General features: G+C 67.7%; 16 protein-coding genes. 4 read left to right on the top strand and 12 right to left on the bottom strand.

What is annotated here, in order from left to right:
- Nucleotides 1-3: 3 nt before the first annotated feature.
- On the top strand, nucleotides 4-807 hold the full coding sequence (iolB, locus tag AC5JCN_RS24840; protein WP_495757826.1) for a 5-deoxy-glucuronate isomerase: 804 nt from the start codon (nucleotides 4-6) through the stop codon (nucleotides 805-807).
- Between the two features lie 22 nt (nucleotides 808-829).
- Here the strand turns inward: iolB and uraD are convergent, their stop codons facing one another.
- The 12 genes from uraD to gloA form a co-directional block, all read right to left on the bottom strand.
- Entirely contained in the window at nucleotides 830-1,354 is a 525-nt protein-coding gene (gene uraD / locus AC5JCN_RS24835; protein WP_495757825.1) for a 2-oxo-4-hydroxy-4-carboxy-5-ureidoimidazoline decarboxylase, read from the bottom strand.
- A 43-nt stretch (nucleotides 1,355-1,397) separates the two neighbouring features.
- Nucleotides 1,398-2,579, bottom strand: a complete 1,182-nt coding sequence (locus AC5JCN_RS24830) for a urate hydroxylase PuuD (RefSeq protein ID WP_495757824.1) — start codon at nucleotides 2,577-2,579, stop codon at nucleotides 1,398-1,400.
- Between the two features lie 35 nt (nucleotides 2,580-2,614).
- Nucleotides 2,615-3,103 carry a nucleoside deaminase gene (locus tag AC5JCN_RS24825; RefSeq protein WP_495757823.1) on the bottom strand — a complete coding sequence of 163 codons (489 nt, stop codon included), beginning with the start codon at nucleotides 3,101-3,103 and terminating at the stop codon, nucleotides 2,615-2,617.
- A gap of 14 nt (nucleotides 3,104-3,117) precedes the next feature.
- Nucleotides 3,118-3,588 carry a nucleoside deaminase gene (locus AC5JCN_RS24820; RefSeq protein ID WP_495757822.1) on the bottom strand — a complete coding sequence of 157 codons (471 nt, stop codon included), beginning with the start codon at nucleotides 3,586-3,588 and terminating at the stop codon, nucleotides 3,118-3,120.
- Complete coding sequence (xdhC, locus tag AC5JCN_RS24815) at nucleotides 3,585-4,559, bottom strand: xanthine dehydrogenase accessory protein XdhC (RefSeq protein WP_495757821.1); 975 nt, start codon at nucleotides 4,557-4,559, stop codon at nucleotides 3,585-3,587. The genes AC5JCN_RS24820 and xdhC overlap by 4 nt, the downstream gene beginning before the upstream one ends.
- A 40-nt stretch (nucleotides 4,560-4,599) precedes the next feature.
- Entirely contained in the window at nucleotides 4,600-6,933 is a 2,334-nt protein-coding gene (gene xdhB, locus AC5JCN_RS24810; RefSeq protein ID WP_495757820.1) for a xanthine dehydrogenase molybdopterin binding subunit, read from the bottom strand.
- Between the two features lie 21 nt (nucleotides 6,934-6,954).
- The gene (gene xdhA / locus AC5JCN_RS24805; RefSeq protein ID WP_495757819.1) at nucleotides 6,955-8,436 is read right to left on the bottom strand and encodes a xanthine dehydrogenase small subunit; all 1,482 of its coding nucleotides are present in this window, start codon (nucleotides 8,434-8,436) and stop codon (nucleotides 6,955-6,957) included.
- A gap of 3 nt (nucleotides 8,437-8,439) precedes the next feature.
- Nucleotides 8,440-8,790: a hydroxyisourate hydrolase gene (uraH, locus tag AC5JCN_RS24800; protein WP_495757818.1), complete on the bottom strand. Its 351-nt coding sequence runs from the start codon at nucleotides 8,788-8,790 to the stop codon at nucleotides 8,440-8,442.
- A 92-nt stretch (nucleotides 8,791-8,882) separates the two neighbouring features.
- The gene (locus AC5JCN_RS24795) at nucleotides 8,883-9,806 is read right to left on the bottom strand and encodes a LysR family transcriptional regulator (protein WP_495757817.1); all 924 of its coding nucleotides are present in this window, start codon (nucleotides 9,804-9,806) and stop codon (nucleotides 8,883-8,885) included.
- A 42-nt stretch (nucleotides 9,807-9,848) separates the two neighbouring features.
- Entirely contained in the window at nucleotides 9,849-10,970 is a 1,122-nt protein-coding gene (locus tag AC5JCN_RS24790) for a YeiH family protein (protein ID WP_495757816.1), read from the bottom strand.
- A gap of 92 nt (nucleotides 10,971-11,062) precedes the next feature.
- Nucleotides 11,063-12,100, bottom strand: coding sequence for an aldose epimerase family protein (locus tag AC5JCN_RS24785; protein ID WP_495757815.1), 1,038 nt, complete (start codon nucleotides 12,098-12,100; stop codon nucleotides 11,063-11,065).
- 61 nt (nucleotides 12,101-12,161) lie between these two features.
- A complete protein-coding gene (gene gloA, locus AC5JCN_RS24780) occupies nucleotides 12,162-12,602 on the bottom strand; it encodes a lactoylglutathione lyase (RefSeq protein WP_495757814.1) in 441 nt (146 codons plus the stop codon).
- 111 nt (nucleotides 12,603-12,713) lie between these two features.
- Between gloA and fdhD the strand changes: the two genes are divergently transcribed.
- The 3 genes from fdhD to pepN are packed head-to-tail and all read left to right on the top strand — an operon-like array spanning nucleotide 12,714 to nucleotide 17,738.
- Entirely contained in the window at nucleotides 12,714-13,577 is an 864-nt protein-coding gene (gene fdhD / locus AC5JCN_RS24775; RefSeq protein WP_495757813.1) for a formate dehydrogenase accessory sulfurtransferase FdhD, read from the top strand.
- Between the two features lie 44 nt (nucleotides 13,578-13,621).
- Nucleotides 13,622-15,043, top strand: a complete 1,422-nt coding sequence (locus tag AC5JCN_RS24770; protein WP_495757812.1) for a cation-efflux pump — start codon at nucleotides 13,622-13,624, stop codon at nucleotides 15,041-15,043.
- A gap of 43 nt (nucleotides 15,044-15,086) precedes the next feature.
- Nucleotides 15,087-17,738, top strand: a complete 2,652-nt coding sequence (gene pepN / locus AC5JCN_RS24765; protein ID WP_495757811.1) for an aminopeptidase N — start codon at nucleotides 15,087-15,089, stop codon at nucleotides 17,736-17,738.
- Nucleotides 17,739-17,827: the final 89 nt, after the last annotated feature.

Below are 17,827 nucleotides of genomic sequence, written 5' to 3'. Positions count from 1 at the left end.
CCTATGCCCAACCTCCTCGTCCACCCGCATGCGCCCGAGCCCGATGGGCGCATCCTGTCGGTGACGCCGGCTTCGGCCGGCTGGGGCTATGTCGGCTTCGAGGTGTACCGGCTGAAACCTGGTCAGACGCTGTCGCGAGACACTGACGGAGACGAGGCCTGCCTGGTTCTCGTCGGCGGCAAGGCTGCGGTCGCCGGTGGCGGCCTCGAGTTCGGCGTGATCGGTGAAAGAACCTCGCCGTTCCAGGGGCTGCCCTGGTCGGTCTACGTGCCGGCCAGGTCGTCATGGACGGTCACGGCGCAGACGGAGGTCGAGCTCGCGGTATGCCTATCCCCCGCAAAGGGCGGGAAGCCGGCCCGGCTGATCCCTCCCGATGAAGTGGGGCAGGAGACGCGCGGCACGGGCACGAATGCGCGGCACGTGCGCAACATCCTGCCCGACGACAGCCCGCATGCGGAGAGCCTCCTCGTGGTGGAGGTCATCACGCCGGGCGGAAACTGGTCCAGCTATCCCCCGCACAAGCACGACACCGACGATCCGCCCAACGAGACGTATCTCGAGGAGACCTACTATCACCGGCTCGCCCGCGGGACGGGCTTCGTCTTCCAGCGTGTCTACACCGACGACCTGTCGCTCGACGAAACGATGGCGGTGTATGACGGCGACGTGGTGCTGGTGCCGAAGGGCTACCACCCTGTCGGCGCGCCGCACGGCTTTGACCTCTGGTACCTCAACGTCATGGCCGGCCCCGTGCGGAAATGGCATTTCACCATGGCGCCCGACCACGCTCATCTGAAGTACCGGTAGACACTGTGCTTTGTGCATAGGCTCAAGCAGCTTCGATGCGGTCCTCCAGCCGAAAGCGGATGATCCGGAGCACCTGCGCGAGGGCGGTGAGACGTTCTTCCAGCACGGTGCCGCTGGCGCGCGCCTCGAAGGCCTGGAGAATCTGCTGCTTGGTTGCCCCCCGCACGGCGAAGATGAAGGGGATCTCGAATCGTACGCGGTAGGCGAAGTTCAGCGCGTGGAAGCGGGTGAACTCCTCCGGGGTGAGCTTGTCCAGCCCGGCGCCCGCCTGCTCCCGGCGTGAATCCGCAGTCAGATTGCCCGCGATCGCGGCCTTTCCGGCGAGGTCGGGATGAGCCTCGAGCAGACTGAGCCGCGCGGCTTCGCCGGCATCCAGGACGGCCCGCTGGAAGGCCTCGACCATGGCGTCCCGGGAGATGAAGGGCCGTGCGCGCGCAGCCGCCTCGGCGACCCAGGGCGAATGCTCGGCGATATCCCCGAAGGCCGCGGCGAAGTCGGCAGCCGGCATGGCGTTCGCGGTGGCAAGGGACAGGCGATCTTGCGGCATCTCGGCCTCACATCCCGGCTCTCATGCCGGCTCTCATGCCGCGTTACCTGGCGGCGAGGAAGGCCCCGAGCTTGGCACGTTCCTCGTCGGTCATGTGAGTCTCGTTGCCGAGCGGCATGGCCCTGCCTTGCACGGCCTGGACCAGCACCTGCTGCGCATGCCGCTTCAGCCCCTCAGGGGTGTCCAGCATCACGCCCTTCGGAGGCTCGCCGCCCTTGAAGCCCTCGTGCGTCGGCGACTTCGCGTGGCACATCACGCAGTGCGTCTGGACGATGGTCATCGCCTCCGCCTGGCTGACGGCCGCCGTCGCGGTGCCGCCGCGCGGCGCGGTCCAGACGACGGCGCCGAGCAGTGCCACGGCGGCGACCGGAAGCGCCCAGGCCACTTTCACCGGCGCGTCGCCGGCATCCACCCTGTTGATGAAATGCCGGATGCAGCCGCCCGTGACCACGATCAAGGCCACGACCAGCCAGGAATGCGGGTGCGAGTACAGGAACGGGTAGTGGTTCGACACCATGAACAGCAGGACGGGCAGCGTCAGGTAGTTGTTGTGAAGCGAGCGCTGCTTGCCGATCTTGCCGAACCGCGCGTCCGGGGTGCGGCCCGCCAGCAGGTCCGCCGTGACGATCTTCTGGTTGGGGATGATGACCCGGAAGACATTGGCCGCCATGATCGTGCCGATCATCGCTCCGCAATGGATGAAGGCTCCCCGGCCGGAGAAGACGCTGGTGAAGAACACCGCGAAAACCAGGATCAGCGCGAACACCGCAACCGCGAGGAGTGCGGTGTTGTCGCGGATCGGAGAGCGGCAGATGGCGTCGTAGGCGAACCAGCCCGCGGCCAATGATACGAGCGAGATCAGCACCGCCTCTGGGCCGGTGATGTCGAGAATTGCGGGGTCGACGAGGAACGCGGACGCGTTCCAGTAGTACTGGACGAAGAGGAGCCCGGCGCCCGACAGGAAGGTTAGATAGGCTTCCCACTTGAACCAGTGCAGGTCGGGCGGCAACGAGGCAGGGGCCACCACGTACTTCTCGACGTGGTAGAAGCCGCCGCCGTGCACCATCCATGAGGTGCCGTAAACGCCGGGGTTCATCTTTTCGCGGGCGCGCAGGCTGAAATCGAGCCACACGAAATGGAAGCTGGCGCCGATCCAGGCGATGCCGACGATCAGGTGGAACCACCTCAACGCGAGATTGACCCAGTCGACCGCGAACGCCTGCATGTCCCCCTGCCCTCTTCCCCTGCTCCGGCGCCCGGTCAGTACGCGATCTTGTCGGCCTTGCGCATCCACGCGGCGAAAGCCTCGGCGGCCTCGGGCGACGGCACGTGCTCCATGGCGAGCGCCCGCGCATGCGGATCTTTGGGTATCTCGTCATAGATGAAGGCGTCGTCGAAGCCGATCGCTGCCGCATCGTCGCGCGTATTGCCGTAGACAATGCGTGAGATGCGGGCCCAGTAGGCCGAAGCGAGGCACATCGGGCAGGGCTCGCAGCTCGAGTAGAGCGTCGCACCGGCGAGCGAAAAGTCGCCGACGGACGTGCAGGCGCGCCGGATTGCGACGACCTCGGCATGCGCCGTCGGGTCGTTCGCGGAGGTCACCTCGTTCCAGCCCTCGGCCAGAACCTTGCCGTCCCGCACGATCACGGCGCCGAACGGACCGCCGAGATTGGCTTCCATCCGCTCGCGCGCAAGCTCGGCGGCGCGGGCGAGGTGACGCAGATCGTCGGCAGTGCTCGTCGCGGCCATATGCTTCCCCCGTTTCAGCCGGCGCGCGTCAGCCACTCGTCGAAGGCGGCGCTCGCCTCCGGCATGGGTACATGCACACAGGGCAGCGCGCGCTCCGCCGGCGCCTTGGCGTATTCGGCATAGACCGCCTCGGACACGTTGCCGATGCGGTTCGCCTCCGACACGGTGGTCGCGTAGAAGCAGCGCGCGACCCGGGCCATGTACATGGCACCGAGGCACATCGGGCAGGGCTCGCCCGAAGCGTAGAGCGTGGCACCCGACAGATCGGCCGTGCCGAGCACCTTGCAGGCCCGGCGGATTGCCATCAGCTCGGCGTGAGCGGTGGGGTCCTTGCTGGCGAAGACGCTGTTCCAGCCCTCTGCGACCAGCTTTCCGTCGAGCACCAGGACGGCGCCGAAGGGCTTGCCCTCGCCGGAGCGCATGTGGTCGTAGGAGAGATCCACGGCGCGCTTGAGGAAGGTGCGGTCGGCGGCTTCAACGGTCATCGTCTGGCTCCTGCTAGGCGTAGGGACGGCGCCGGCCGGGGCCGGCGCACCATCGCCTCGTTCTGCCATTGCAGGAGCTGCGCCGCCACCGAGGCGGCAATCACGGCGGGTTCCTTGCCGGCGATGCCGGGCACGCCGATGGGACAGACGAGCCGCTGCGCGGCGGCCTCGCCGAGCGAGGCAGCGCGCAATCTGGTCATGAATCGCGCCCGCTTGGTGGCGGAGCCGATCAGCCCGACGTGGCCGAGATCCGGACGCCGGAGCGCCGCCTCGACGATGGCGAGGTCGAGCGGGTGTGAGTGCGTCATGACCATCACATCGGCGCCGACAAGATCGGCGGCGAGTTCCGAAGGCGGGTCGGGAGAGTGGATGGCGCTCACATTGGCCGGCATGTGCGACGGAAAAGCTTCGCGACGAGGGTCGATCCAGACGACGCGAAGCGGCAGGGGCGCCAGTGCGAGCACCAGCGCGCGGCCGACATGCCCGGCCCCGAAGAGGAACAACGCCGAGCTGGAATCGCCGAAGCTCTCGAGCCAGCCGCCCGCTGGAACGACATCCGTCGCCGGCTCGCGATGGACCCGTCCGTCCGGTCCTATGCGGGCCTGCAGCGTGAATGTCTCGACCACCTCTCGTGCCGCGAGGCCTCGCAGGGAGACAAGATCCTGGCGGGTGAAAACCTCGACCACAGTAGCAACCCTGCCGCCGCAGCACTGGCCCAGATCCGGTCCGAGCGGCCAGTCACGCCGGCGCGCGACACTTTGGCCGGCTGAGATCATGTCCCGCGCCTCGGCCATCAGGCGCCATTCCAGCTCGCCGCCCCCGACCGTGCCCCAGAAACCGCCGTCGGAGCGCAGAACCATGTATGCGCCTGCGTCGCGCGGGGCCGACCCGGACACGGCAACGACGCTGACCAGGGCGGAAATCCCATCCGCCTCCACCGCATCCTGCAGACGGGACCAGACCGGGATCATCGGCCTGCCCCTCCGCAGCTGAGACTTTGATTCAAGCGCCTCATGCCGTTGTCGAATCCTCACCCGCAAGCGTCTGTAACGCCTTGAGAATGGCCTCCGGCGTCGCCGGTGCATCCAGCGGCACGTGCCGCCCTGGCGCGCAGGCGTGCACCGCATCGGCCAGGGCCGAGAAGACTGCATTCGCCAGCATCACGGGCGGCTCGCCGACCGCCTTGGAGCGGTAGATCGAGTCCTCCCGGCATGCACCGTCCCACAGCGACACGCGGAAATCGGCCGGTACATCGGAGGCGACGGGAATCTTGTAGGTCGACGGCGCATGGGTGAGCAGCCTGCCGTCGGTGGCGAAAACAAGTTCCTCGGTCGTCAGCCAGCCCATGCCCTGCACGAAGCCGCCCTCGATCTGCCCGATGTCGATGGCCGGGTTCAGCGACTTTCCGACATCGTGGAGAATATCCACGCGCAAGACCCGGTTCTCGCCGGTCATCGTGTCGATGACGACCTCGGCGCAGGCGGCGCCCCAGGCGAAGTAGAAGAATGGGCGGCCCTGCGCCTTGGCGCGGTCCCAGACCACCTTGGGCGTCTTGTAGTAGCCGGCCGCCGAAAGCTGGACGCGGGCCACGTGGCAGGCCCTGGCGAGTTCGGCGAAGCCCATGCTCTCATTGCCGGCGAAGACGCGTCCGTCACGGAACGCGACCTCCGCGGCCGGGACCCCGAGGAGATCTCCGGCCACTTCGGCCATGCGGTCGCGGATCTGCCCCGCAGCGATGCGCGCCGCCATGCCGTTGAGGTCGGAGCCCGACGAGGCGGCGGTCGGGGCCGTGTTCGGGACCTTGTCGGTCGTCGTGGCCGTGATGCGGACCCGGTCCATGCCGATGCCGAACTCCTCGGCCACGACCTGCGCCACCTTCTGGAACAGCCCCTGCCCCATTTCGGTGCCGCCATGGTTCAGGTGCACCGAACCGTCCGTGTAGACATGCACCAGCGCGCCGGCTTGGTTCAGATGTGTCAGCGTGAAGGAAATGCCGAACTTCACCGGCGTGAGCGCAAGGCCCTTCTTGAGAATCGGCGAGCCGGCGTTGAAGGCCTTCACGACCTCGCGGCGGGCGCGATAGTCCGAGGTCTCTGCGAGCCGCTCCAGCAGCGCCCGGCCTTCCGCATGATCCTCGACGGCCATGCCGTAAGGCGTGTGTTCCCGATCGGGGCCGTAGAGATTTGCGAGCCGCACGTCGAGCGGATCGAGGCCGAGCTTCCAGGCCACGGCATCGATGACCCGTTCCATGGCCAGCATGCCCTGAGGGCCGCCGAATCCACGGAATGCGGTATTGGACACCGTGTTCGTCTTCACCCGCCTCGTGCCGATGCGGACGTGGGGAAGATGATACGAGCTGTCGGCGTGGAACATGGCCCGGTCCACCACGCCCTGGCTGAGGTCGGCCGAACAGCCGCAACGCACGGCGAAGTCCACATCATAGGCCTCGATGCGACCGCTGGGGTCGAAGCCGACGCGCCAGTCGGCGCGCATGTCGTGGCGCTTGCCGGTGAGCACGAAATCGTCGTCTCGGTCCAGCCGCAGCTTGCAGGGCCGGCCGGTCACGCGCGCCGCAAGCGCGGCCATGGCCGCCCAGGCGGTCGCCTGGCTTTCCTTGCCGCCGAAGCCGCCGCCCATGCGGCGGATCTCGCACACCACCATGGCATCCGGGATGCCCAGGATGCGGGCGCAGACGTGCTGCACCTCGGTCGGGTGCTGCGTCGAGGAATGCACGTGAACGGAGCCGTCCTCGCCCGGCGCAGCCATGGCGATCTGCCCCTCGAGGTAGAAATGCTCCTGACCGCCGATATGGAAGGTCCCCGCGAGGGTCCCGGGCGCCGCCTTCAGCGCCGCTTCGACGTCGCCGCGGCCGAAGGCGTAATCGGGAAGCACCATCTCGCCGCGCGCCATGCCCTGCTCAACCGTGACGCTCGGCGCCTCCGCCTCGGCGACGATCCGACCGAGGCGCGCGGCACGGCGGGCTGCGTCCCGCGTCTCGGCGGCGACGAGGAAGACCGGCTGGCCGTGGCAGATGATCTCCCGGTCGGCGAGCAGCGGTTCGTCCGCGAGGGCCGGCGCAATGTCGTTGCGGCCGGGCACGTCCTTCGCGGTGATGACGGCAACGACGCCCGGCACGGCCCTCACCGCATCGAGGTCGATGGAGGCGATTGTGCCGCGCGCAATTGGCGCGCCGCCGATGGCGAGGTGAAGCGTGCCCCTGGGTTCCGGCAGGTCATCGATGTAGGGCGCAGCACCCTGGACGTGCTTGTAGGCGGAGTCGTGCGCCAGCGGCTGGCGAACGTGGCGCAGCGCCGTGTCGTCCTGGTCAAGGGCTCGGGCGCTCACGGCCGCGCCTCCTTCCCATGCTCATTCAGCCGCATGAGCCACCTCCCGGAAGCCCGCGACCCGGGTAATGCTGCTGGGCGCACCCGCGATCTCCACCAGGGCCTTCACCACGAGATTTCGCGCGACGGTAAGGCGGTAGGCGGCAGAGGCGCGATGGTCGTCGAGCGGGGAGAAGTCCGCGGCGACCGCGTCAGCAGCCTTGCGCCAGCTTTCGCCCGAACCCACCGACAATCCGGTGAGCGCCTGCTCGACGGAAGGAGCTCGCTTCGGCACGCCCGCCATGCCGCCGAAGGCGATCCGGGCCGCGGTGACAACGTCGTTCACCACCGTGACGCGGCAGGCCATCATCACAGCAGAGATGTCCTCGTCACGTCGCTTTGAGACCTTGAAGGCGCGGACGTGGTCATCGGGCCCGGGCTTCGGAATGATGACCCGGCGGACGAACTCGCCAGGCTCCCGGTTCTGCTTGCGGTAGGCGAGGAAGAAGTCTTCCAGCGGCAGCGTGCGGATCCGATCGCCCTTGCGGAGCTCCAGCGTCGCGCCGAGCGCGATCAGGGCCGGCGGGAGGTCGCCGATGGGCGAGCCGTTCGCGATATTGCCACCGACGGTGCCGGAAACCCTCACCTGCTCCGAGCCGAAGCGGCGCATGATCTCGCCGAGATCCGGGTCGATGGCGGCGAGCAAGGGATGGGCGCGAGAGTGGGTGACGCCGGCCCCCAATGCGATCCCTTCGGGTCCGTCCTCGATGACCTGAAGGGATCGGATCCGGCCGAGCCAGACGATCCGCTCGATCGGCGCCAGCTGCTTGGTGATCCACAACCCGACATCGGTGGCGCCGGCGAGAATGGTCGCGTCCGGAAAGCGGACGAGCAGGGAGGCCAGCGTATCCTCGGTCGCGGGCGCAGCGAAGAACGCCGTGTCTGTCCCGACGAACAGGTCGGCCTCGTCGTCGAGCGATCGAAGGACTTCCAGCGTTGCGGCCGCCCGCCGGGCGAAGGCATCGTCGACAGGGCCGGCGCAGGCGTCCAGCGCCGCATCGAGAATAGGGCGGTAACCGGTGCAGCGGCAGAGATTGCCCGCCAGCGCGTCGCTGGCCCCATCGCGCGAGGGTGCATCGACGGATCGATGAGCCAGGGCAAAAAGGCTCATCACGATGCCGGGGGTGCAGAAGCCGCACTGCGACCCGTGGTGGCGGACCATGGCGTCCTGGACGGGGTGAAGGCCGTCGGGCCCGGCAAGGTCCTCCACCGTGATGAGTTCCGCCCCGTCCGCCTGCCCCGCGAGGAGAATGCAGGAGTTGACAGGCTCGTAGACGATCCTGCCGTCCCTCTCGCGCCCGAGCACGACGGTGCAGGCGCCGCAATCGCCCTCGTTGCACCCCTCCTTCGTGCCGCAGGATCCCTCGCCCAAGCGCAGCCAGTCCAGCAGCGTCGTGCGGGGCGGCAGATTGTCGAGCTCGACGACCTGGCCCCGGCGCAGGATGCGGATGGCCTTACGCGTCATGGGTTAGCTCCCTCGATAGGTCGAGTAGCCGTAAGGCGAGACGAGGAGCGGCACATGGTAGTGCTGGTCCTCCGAAACGCCGAAGCGGACCGGCACGACGTCGAGGAAGGGCGTCCCGGGGGTGGCAACGCCGCTGGCGCGCAGATAGTCGCCGACGTGAAACTGCAGCTCGTAGGTTTGCCCCACCGCCTCGCCGCCCTCCAGAAGTGGCCGATCGGCCCGGCCGTCGGCGTTGGTTACGACGTCGGCGAGCACCGCCGCGTCCCGAAGGCGGGTCAGCACGATGCGCAGGCCTGCGGCCGGCCTGCCCTGGGCGGTGTCGAGCACATGCGTGGTGAGCTTCATGGCAAACATGATGGCGCATGCCGAGCGCTCGCCAAAGCGCATTGTTTCGTCAGGAGTGCACGCAATTTGCGAGCAGGCGCGCAAAAAGGGTGCGCCTGCGCTCATGCTTCGGGCAGGAGTGCCTTCAGCCTCTCGCGGGCATGATCGAAGAAGGCGCCCGGCGCGAGCTTCAGGCTGCGGCCGTTCGCCGTGACAAGGCTGAAGCGGTCCACGGGCAGCTTCGGTTCAAGAACCGGAACGAAGACGAGGCGACCATCCTTCAGGTCCTCCTCTATCCCGATCCGCGTCTGGAACGTGACGACGGACCCGCGCCTGGCCATCAGGGCCATGACCTTCAGCGACGTCGCTTCCAGCACGACCCTCGGCCGCCGCGCGATGGTGCCGAGGCCCGCATCCAGGATATCGCGAAGCGACAGCCCTATTGCCGGCAGGGCGAGCGGGTAGTCGACACATTCGGCGAGGGACACGCTCTCGCGCTCCGCCAGAGCATGAGTGGGCGCAACGATGGCGCCGACGGGCAGGTCGCGCCGGAACGCGACCGACAATCCGGCGCTGGGCGGCGGGTTGAAAGTAAACCCCATGTCGGCCTCTCCCGCCTCGACCATGGTGGCCACAGCAGCCGAGCCTGCCACCACGACGCCGATCTCGATGCCGGGGAACCGGGCCGCGAACGTTTCGACGAGGTCGGGCATCAGACCGACGGAAGCGCTCTCGACGGTGGCGAGTTGCACCCGGCCGCGGCGCAGCCCGCGCAGCTGGTCGATGTCGGCGAGCGTTCCCTCATGGTCGCGCTGGGTCGCCCGGACGTGCCTCAGCAGCATCTCGCCCGCGGCCGTCAGTCGCAGTCCCCGGCCCCTGCGCTCGAAGAGCGGGACGCCTATGGCATCTTCCAGAAGGAGGATCTGCCGGTTCATCGCCGACGACGCGACGTTCAACCGCCTCGCGGCGCCGCGGATCGAGCCGGCTTCGGCCACGGCGCCGAAATAGTGAAAGGCGGGAGAGTAAAGAGCACGGGACGGCTGCATGGCCGCACCGTGGCAGCGCCTTCGGCGCGCGGCAAGCTGGGCTCAGCGCAGCAGCGGCAGCCCGGCGGCCACGACGGCGAAGATCACTGTCGTGGTGCCGCACACGATGACCACCGGCTTCCAGCCCACGCGCATGATGGCGGTGACCGATGTTCCGAGCCCCAGCGCCGCGATGGCAACGAGCAGGCCCCATCGCGAGACCTCACCCGCAACGGCTTTCGCCGGCGCCGGGACGAGACCGAGGCTGTTCACCAGCGCCAGCACGAGAAACACGATCGCGAACACCGGCACCGGTACCCGCGCCCTTCCGGCGTCGCCGCCGCTGCGGGCAAACCACCAGCCGATGCCGATCACCACCGGCAGAAGCAGGAAGACGCGGAACAGCTTTACGACCACGGCCGTGTTGCCCGCCGTCTCCGAGACGCCATAGCCGGCGCCGACGACCTGTGCGACGTCGTGGATCGTGGCTCCCAGCAGGATGCCGGTATGCAGCGCGTCCATGCCCATCGCCGAGGCGAGCGGCGGATAGGCCAGCATGGCCACTGTCGAGAGGAAGTTGACCGCCACCACGGTGAAGACGGTGTCGGCGTCGCGGGTCTCGGTGCGGGGCAGCACGGAGGCCGTGGCGAGGGCCGCAGATGCTCCGCACACCGCAGTCGCCGCGCCTGCGAGGGCGCCAAACGCATCGTCGCGGCCGAACAGCCGCGCCAGCAGAACCCCGGACACGATCGTCGCCGCCATGGCGAGCACTACGAGGATGGCCGTGCCGGCACCCAGGGCGGCAATGTCCCCCAGTGCGATGCGCACTCCGAGCAGGGCGATGGCGATGCGCAGCAGCTTCTTTACGCAGAACGCCATGCCCGGCTCCCAGCGCGGGCGCGCCGCCACGGGGTTCAGCGCCATCCCTGCCACGAGGGCGAGCACGACGGCGGGAATGCCGATCGATGTCCCGGTTACGCCGCGGAGTGCAGCCACAGTGAAGGGCTCGGCGCAATACGCGAAAAGAGCCACCAGGGCCGACAGGGCGATGCCCGGCGCGAGGCGGCGCACCGCGGCCATCCGGCTTGCCGGAGGGGCGGCCGAGAAACGAGGGGCGGTGGCGGCGTCGTTCGCCATCGTCGAGCGCGAGCAGTACCCTGCACCGGCCCGGCGGGCCGACTCCATGCAGCATCATTGCTGCATGTGCAGGTGATTGTCAGGGCTTCCGGCAGTCTTGCTTGCGTCCAGCCAAGCGCCAACAGACGTGCCAGTGCGCCTCAGGCGAAGCGGTACTCCGTCACCTGCCGGTAGACATCCCCCGGCCTCAGGGTCGGATCAGGGAAGTGCGGCTTGTTGGGGCTGTCGGGGAATTTCTGCGGCTCGAGGCAGAAACCGGCATTGCCGCCGTAGGTCGCGCCCCCAAGCCCCGGAACCGGGATCGAGATCTTCGCGCCGTCGTAGAACTGCACGCCGGGCTCGGTGGTCTCGACGGCCAGCGTCATGCCGTTCCGCGGCGAGCGGACGAGCGCGGCCCGGTGCAGCGGCTCGGCGATGGACGGCCTGCGCCCGCCGAGGACGAAGTTGTGGTCGTAGTGAAAGGGCTTTCCGCCCTCGCCGCCGGGATGCCGGATCGTGCGAAGCTTTCGCAGATCGAACGGCGTCCCCTCGACTGGCCGGACCTCGCCGGTCGGGATGAGGTCGGCATCCACCGGCGTGATGAAGTCGGCCGGGATCTCGATCTCGTGGTCGAGCGTGTCCGGCGAGCCGTCGAGGTTGAAGTAGGAATGGTGGGCGAGGTTGCAGACCGTGGGCGCATCCGTCGTCGCCGAGAGTTCCACCCGCAGAGTACCGGGCTCGAGCAGACGGTAGACGCAGGTGGCCGTCAGCGTTCCCGGGAAGCCCTGGTCGCCGTCGGCGGTCACGACGGTGAAAGTGGCGTGGTCACGGCCGTGGTCAGCCAGCTGCCAGGCGCGCTTCCCGAGGCCTCGGCTTCCGCCATGCAGGGTGTGCTTGCCCGCCTGGTTGCGGTCGAGGTCGTAGACCCTGCCGTCGAGAACAAAGCGGCCATGGCCGATGCGGTTCGCGTAACGCCCCGCAATGGCGCCGAAATACGGAGAGTGCTGGCGATAGTGTTCCAGCGTCTCCAGCCCCAGCACCACGCGCTGCAGCCCGCCTTTGGGCGCGGGAACCTGCAGGTCCCGCACCGCGGCGCCCCAGCCGATGATCGCGGCTGTCGCGCCAGCGCCGTTCTGCAGCGTCACCTCATGCACCGGAATTCCGTCGACGTCTCCGAAGAGCCGCACCTGCCCGCTCATCCGACCACTCCCCTTCGCGATCCCGGCGCCCGCCTCCCCGAAGGTGCGGGCGCCCGGAGCTTCACCACGTTCCGGTGTTCTGCATGGAGGTCCAGGGCTCGGCCGGAGCCTTGGGCTCGCCCTTCTGGAGAAGTTCGATCGAGATACCATCGGGCGACTTGATGAAGGCCATGTAGCCGTCGCGCGGGGGCCGATTGATGGTCACGCCCGCCTTCTGCAGCCGGTCGCAGGTTTCGTAGATGTCGTCGACCCGGTAGGCGAGATGGCCGAAGTTCCGGCCGCCTGCATAGTCCTTCTCGTCCCAATTATGGGTGAGCTCGAGCAGCGGCGCCTTGCTGTCCCTGGCCCGCTCGACATCATCGGGAGCCGCCAGGAAAACGAGCGTGTAGCGCCCCTTCTCATTGTCCATGCGCCTCACTTCGACGAGACCGAACTTCTTGCAGTAGAAGTCGAGTGCCTTGTCGAGGTCGCCGACGCGAACCATGGTGTGGAGATATTCCATCGCTTCCGTCCCAGTCTCGTGTCTGTGGGCGTTCTGGCGGCAAGGCCGCTTTCGCCCTAGGGTCTTTATAGGGGAAGGGCCGCTGCAGGCCAGCGCCGATCGGAGCCGCTCGTGAGTGCAGACGCCGACAGTGAGGACGGGATCGAGCTCCTCGATGCGCTGCCGGCGCCATCCCTCACGACAGCCGCTCCCTTCGTAGCGCGAGACGGGACCGTCACCGCGCGGGAGCGGATTCTCGCAGCCGAAACCCCCGTCTCCATCTCCTACAACGGCCTCGCCTATGCAGTGATGATGGCGAGCCCCGTCGACCTGGAAGACTTCGTCACCGGCTTCTCGCTTACCGAGGAGGTCGTCTCGAAGGCCACCGAGATCGAGGCGATCGACATCCGGCCTGTCTCGCTCGGTGTCCTGGCACAGGTGCGGATCGCCGACGAGCGGAGCCGGGCGGTAATGAACCGCCGGCGCAACATCGTCGGCCAGACCGGCTGCGGCATCTGCGGGGTCGTCGAGCTGGAACAGGCCGTGCGGCGGTATCCCGCGAATACGACCACGCCCGTCGTTTCGGCCAAAGCGATCGCCGCGGCCTTCGACGCGCTGCCCGCGTTCCAGAGCCTCAACGCGGACACCGGCGCTGTCCATGCCGCGGCGTTCGCCTCTGCGGCCGGGGCGCTGCAGCAGGTCAGGGAAGATGTCGGCCGGCACAACGCGCTGGACAAGCTGATCGGCGCACTGGCTCGCGAGAGCAGAAGCCCCGCCGAGGGCTTCCTTCTCGTCACCAGCCGGCTCTCCTTCGAGCTGGTGCAGAAGGCACTCGCCTGCGGCGCCACCGCTCTCGTCGGCATCTCGGCGCCGACAGCATTGGCCGTCGACCTGGCCAGATCGCACGGGTTGACTTTGGCCGGCATTGCCCGGCGCGACGGATTCCAGATCTTCGCGGATCCGTACGGCGTGCTTGCCGAGACACCTCCCGGTTGATCCCCCGGCCGGGAGCCTGTACGCCCGGCCAAGGTGGAGGCCCCATGAGCGATCACGCACAGACGAAGCAGTCCGTCGCGCTCTGGTCCATTGCGGCAAGTGGACTGCTGACGCTGGGCAAGCTCGTCGCGGGTGTCATGTCGGGCTCCCTGGCCCTCATCTCCGAGGCGGGGCATGGCTTGCTCGACACCGGGGCCACCATCCTCACCTATTTCGCAGTACGCGCCGCCGACAAGCCGGCCGACGAGGAGCACCCTTACGGCCACGGCAAGATCGAAGCCGTTGCTGCCCTCATCGAGACCGGGCTCTTGATGGTGCTCGCGGTGTTCGTGCTCTGGGAGGCGACACGCCGGCTGCTCGGGCACCCGGCAGAGGTCGACGCCACGCCTCTGGCCTTTGCCGTCCTCGTGATCTCGATCGTCGTGGACTTTTTCCGCTACCGCACGCTCAAGCGCGTGGCTGAGGAGACAAGGAGCCACGCCCTGGCGGCCGATGCGCTGCATTTCTCATCGGACCTCGTCTCCTCGATCCTCGTGCTCATCGGGCTCGGCGCAACCGTCTTCGGGTTCCAGCAGGGGGACACTTTCGCCGCGATGGGTGTCGCCGTTTTCATCGCCATCGCAGGGTGGCGTCTCGGGCGCAGCACCATCGACGCGCTCGTCGACACCGCCCCCGCAGGGGTTGCGACGCGGCTGCGCGCCATCGCCGCTGCGGTGCCGGGCGTCGTCGAGGTGCAGGACGTCAGGGCCCGTCCGGTGGGGGCGAGCGTCTTCGCGGACATCCACATCGGCGTCTCGCGGACGCTGCCGCTGGAGCGGGTCACCGCCATCAAGGCCCGCATCGCCGAATCCGTCTCGGCCGAAATGCCCGAGACAACCGTTATCGTGACGACTGAGCCCCGTGCGCTCGACGAGGAGACCGTCCTGGAGCGCGTTCTCCTGATCAGCGCGCGGCGCCGCGTGCCGGTCCACCACGTCACGGTTCAGCAGCTGGAGGGACGCCTGTCGGTCAGTCTCGACGTCGAGGTGGACGGGCGCATGTCACTGGGCGCCGCCCACACCATCGCGTCGCGCCTGGAGGCGGCCATTCGCGAGGAGCTTGGACCCGACACGGAGGTGGAGACCCATATCGAGCCGCTGGTGGTGGCAAACCTGGAAGGCCGGGATCTCGAAGGGGCCCGGGCGGCACGCGTGCGCGACTCGCTTATCCGCCACGCCGCCGAAACCGGGGCGGTCGCCGATGTCCACAGTGTCCGTGTTCGCGAGACGGGACACGGGCTCGTCGTCAACTTTCACTGCCGCGTCGATCCCGCGCTCGACGTCACGACGGTGCATGACCGCGTGGACCAGCTGGAGCATCTCGTGCGTTCGGACGTTCCCGAGATCGTACGGATTGTCACGCACACCGAACCTCATCGCCCGCCGCAGGAGGGTGTCCCGAGGCTTGAGGGGCCGGTCGGCGTCTGAAATAAGGGCGTGTCCCGAATACCGGAGTGGAGCTTCCCCCGACATGCGCACCGAGTCCTCCGTTCCCGTTCGCCTGGAGGATTACCGGCCGCCGGACTACCTCGTGGAGACGGTGTCCCTCGACATCGATCTCAACCCGAACGCGACGCGCGTGGTGTCGACGCTGCGCATTGCGCCAAACCCATCGGGGATCCCCGGCTCCCCCCTCATTCTGGATGGAGACGAACTGACGCTCGAAGGCGTTTGGCTCGACAACCGCGAACTCAGGGACGGCCTTTACGAAGAGACCGATACGCGCCTCGTCATCCCCCATGTGCCCGAGCGGCCGTTCACGCTTCGGGTCGAGACCGTCATCGACCCATCCTCCAACACCAAGCTGATGGGGCTCTACCGTTCGTCCGGGGCCTACTGCACGCAGTGCGAGGCGGAAGGATTCCGGCGCATCACCTACTTCCCTGACCGCCCCGACGTGATGTCGGTCTTTACGACGAGGATCACGGCTGACGAGGCAGAGGCCCCCGTCCTGCTCGGCAACGGAGACCTGGTCGAGACCGGCACGCTGGAGGGCGCCCGACATTTCGCGGTCTGGCATGATCCGCATCCGAAGCCCTGCTATCTGTTCGCCCTCGTCGGTGGACGGCTCGGCCGCGTCGGCGGCACCTTCACGACGCGCTCCGGCCGCAAGGTCGAGCTCGGCATCTATGTCGAGCCGGGCAAGGAAGACCGCGCATCCTACGCGCTGGACGCGCTGATACGCTCCATGCGCTGGGACGAGGAGGCGTTCGGCTGCGAATACGATCTGTCCGTCTTCAACATCGTCGCCGTGTCCGACTTCAACATGGGTGCGATGGAGAACAAGGGCCTCAATATATTCAACGACAAGTACGTGCTGGCGAGCCCTGAAACCGCGACCGACGCGGATTATGCCAACATCGAAGCCATCATTGCGCACGAGTACTTCCATAACTGGACCGGCAACCGCATCACTTGCAGAGACTGGTTCCAGCTCTGCCTCAAGGAGGGCCTGACGGTCTTCCGCGACCAGGAATTCACATCCGACCAGCGGTCGCGGCCGGTGAAGCGCATCGCTGACGTACGCAACCTGCGCGCGCAGCAGTTCAGTGAGGATTCAGGCCCCCTCGCCCACCCCGTCAGGCCAAGCCTCTACCGTGAGATCAACAACTTCTACACGGCGACGGTGTACGAGAAGGGCGCCGAGCTGGTGCGGATGCTGAAGACCCTCGTCGGGGACAGCGCCTTCCGTGCCGGCATGGATCTCTTTCTATCCCGCTGCGATGGTACCGCCGCGACGGTAGAGGACTTCCTGGCCTGCTTCGCCGAGACCAGCGGAATGGATCTCGGCCGCTTCGCGACCTGGTACCGGCAGGCCGGTACCCCGACGCTCGTCGTGCAGTCGGAGTACGATCCGGCTGCCCGCACGCTGAAGCTGGACTTCGCCCAGACGACGCCGCCCACCCCCGGCCAGTCCACCAAGGAACCCGTCGTCATCCCCATCCGCCTCGGGCTCGTCGGAGAAGACGGCACGGCTATTCCGTTGCGGACGGACGCGCCCTTCGCGGAGACCTCCGAGGGGGGCACCGGCGTCTATGCCCTCACCCAGGCAAGCGGGTCGATCGTCTTCAGTGATGTCCAAGTCCGGCCCATCCCGTCCATCCTGCGCGGGTTTTCTGCTCCGGTCAGGCTGACCCTCGACCTGACGCCGGAGGACCTGCTGGTTCTGTTCCAGCACGACTCGGATCCTTACAATCGTTGGCAGGCAGCACAGACCTTTGCGTTGCGGCTTCTTATCGCCGGCGTGGACTCTGCGAAGGCGCTCGGCGCGCCCCGCCCCGATCCCCGGTTCGCCGAGGCACTGGGCGAACTGCTTGCGTCCACCAGCGACGACGCCTTTGCGGCGCAGGTGATGGCCCTGCCCAGCGAGACCGACATCGCCCGGGAAATTGGATCGGACATCGATCCCGATGCCGTTCTCGCAGCACGCAGAACGCTTCGCGCTTCGCTGGGCCGGCGCATCGCCGACACGCTCGAAGCGGTCTACGCCGCGCGCGCATCGTCCGACAGCTACAGTCCGGATGCACAGAGCGCCGGACGCCGCGCCCTGCGCAATGCTGCCCTCGACCTCCTCGCGGCTTGTGACCCGGAGCGCGGAGCAGTCCTGGCAACCCGTCAGTTTGAAACCGCCGACAACATGACGGACCGTTTCGCGGCCCTGGCGACATTGTCTGTGATCCCCGGGGAGGCGCGGGAGAACGCCCTTGCCGAATTCGCGCGCCGCTATTCGGGCGATCCACTGGTGCTCGACAAATGGTTCGCGCTCCAGGCTGCCATTCCGGAGGGTGGAACGCTCGACCGCGTTCGCGGCCTGATGGGTCACGAGGCATTCTCGCTCGCCAATCCCAACCGCACCCGGTCGCTGATCGGCAGCTTCGCCATGGGCAACCTGTCGCAGTTTCATCGCGCCGATGGAGCCGGATACGCGTTCCTGGCCGATATCGTCCTCACCCTCGACGGCACCAACCCGCAGGTCGCAGCACGGCTGCTGGGTTCGTTCAGGACATGGCGATCGCTTGAACCCGTCCGGCGAGGGCTCGCCGAGGCCCAGTTGCGGCGTATTGCGGACCGGAATTCCCTGTCCCCGGATGTCTCGGACATCGTCGTCCGCTCGCTGGCCTGACTCGCAGAAGAACAACGTCATTCATCTTTGCGCAGCTATACCTCTTTCGGGGTAGGATTGCTTCGCCACATGGGGCACTCGGTAGCGTC

The sequence above is a fragment of the Alsobacter sp. genome (genome assembly GCF_059501845.1).
This window is presented reverse-complemented; position numbering and strand designations above follow the sequence as displayed.

Bases quoted from the DNA above. Each gene is read 5' to 3' on its own strand.
- iolB (WP_495757826.1), top strand. From the start codon at position 4: ATGCCCAACCTCCTCGTCCACCCGCATGCGCCCGAGCCCGATGGGCGC.
- uraD (WP_495757825.1), bottom strand. From the start codon at position 1,354: ATGCCGCAAGATCGCCTGTCCCTTGCCACCGCGAACGCCATGCCGGCT.
- AC5JCN_RS24830 (WP_495757824.1), bottom strand. From the start codon at position 2,579: ATGCAGGCGTTCGCGGTCGACTGGGTCAATCTCGCGTTGAGGTGGTTC.
- AC5JCN_RS24825 (WP_495757823.1), bottom strand. From the start codon at position 3,103: ATGGCCGCGACGAGCACTGCCGACGATCTGCGTCACCTCGCCCGCGCC.
- AC5JCN_RS24820 (WP_495757822.1), bottom strand. From the start codon at position 3,588: ATGACCGTTGAAGCCGCCGACCGCACCTTCCTCAAGCGCGCCGTGGAT.
- xdhC (WP_495757821.1), bottom strand. From the start codon at position 4,559: ATGATCCCGGTCTGGTCCCGTCTGCAGGATGCGGTGGAGGCGGATGGG.
- xdhA (WP_495757819.1), bottom strand. From the start codon at position 8,436: ATGACGCGTAAGGCCATCCGCATCCTGCGCCGGGGCCAGGTCGTCGAG.
- uraH (WP_495757818.1), bottom strand. From the start codon at position 8,790: ATGTTTGCCATGAAGCTCACCACGCATGTGCTCGACACCGCCCAGGGC.
- AC5JCN_RS24795 (WP_495757817.1), bottom strand. From the start codon at position 9,806: ATGCAGCCGTCCCGTGCTCTTTACTCTCCCGCCTTTCACTATTTCGGC.
- AC5JCN_RS24790 (WP_495757816.1), bottom strand. From the start codon at position 10,970: ATGGAGTCGGCCCGCCGGGCCGGTGCAGGGTACTGCTCGCGCTCGACG.
- AC5JCN_RS24785 (WP_495757815.1), bottom strand. From the start codon at position 12,100: ATGAGCGGGCAGGTGCGGCTCTTCGGAGACGTCGACGGAATTCCGGTG.
- gloA (WP_495757814.1), bottom strand. From the start codon at position 12,602: ATGGAATATCTCCACACCATGGTTCGCGTCGGCGACCTCGACAAGGCA.
- AC5JCN_RS24770 (WP_495757812.1), top strand. From the start codon at position 13,622: ATGAGCGATCACGCACAGACGAAGCAGTCCGTCGCGCTCTGGTCCATT.
- pepN (WP_495757811.1), top strand. From the start codon at position 15,087: ATGCGCACCGAGTCCTCCGTTCCCGTTCGCCTGGAGGATTACCGGCCG.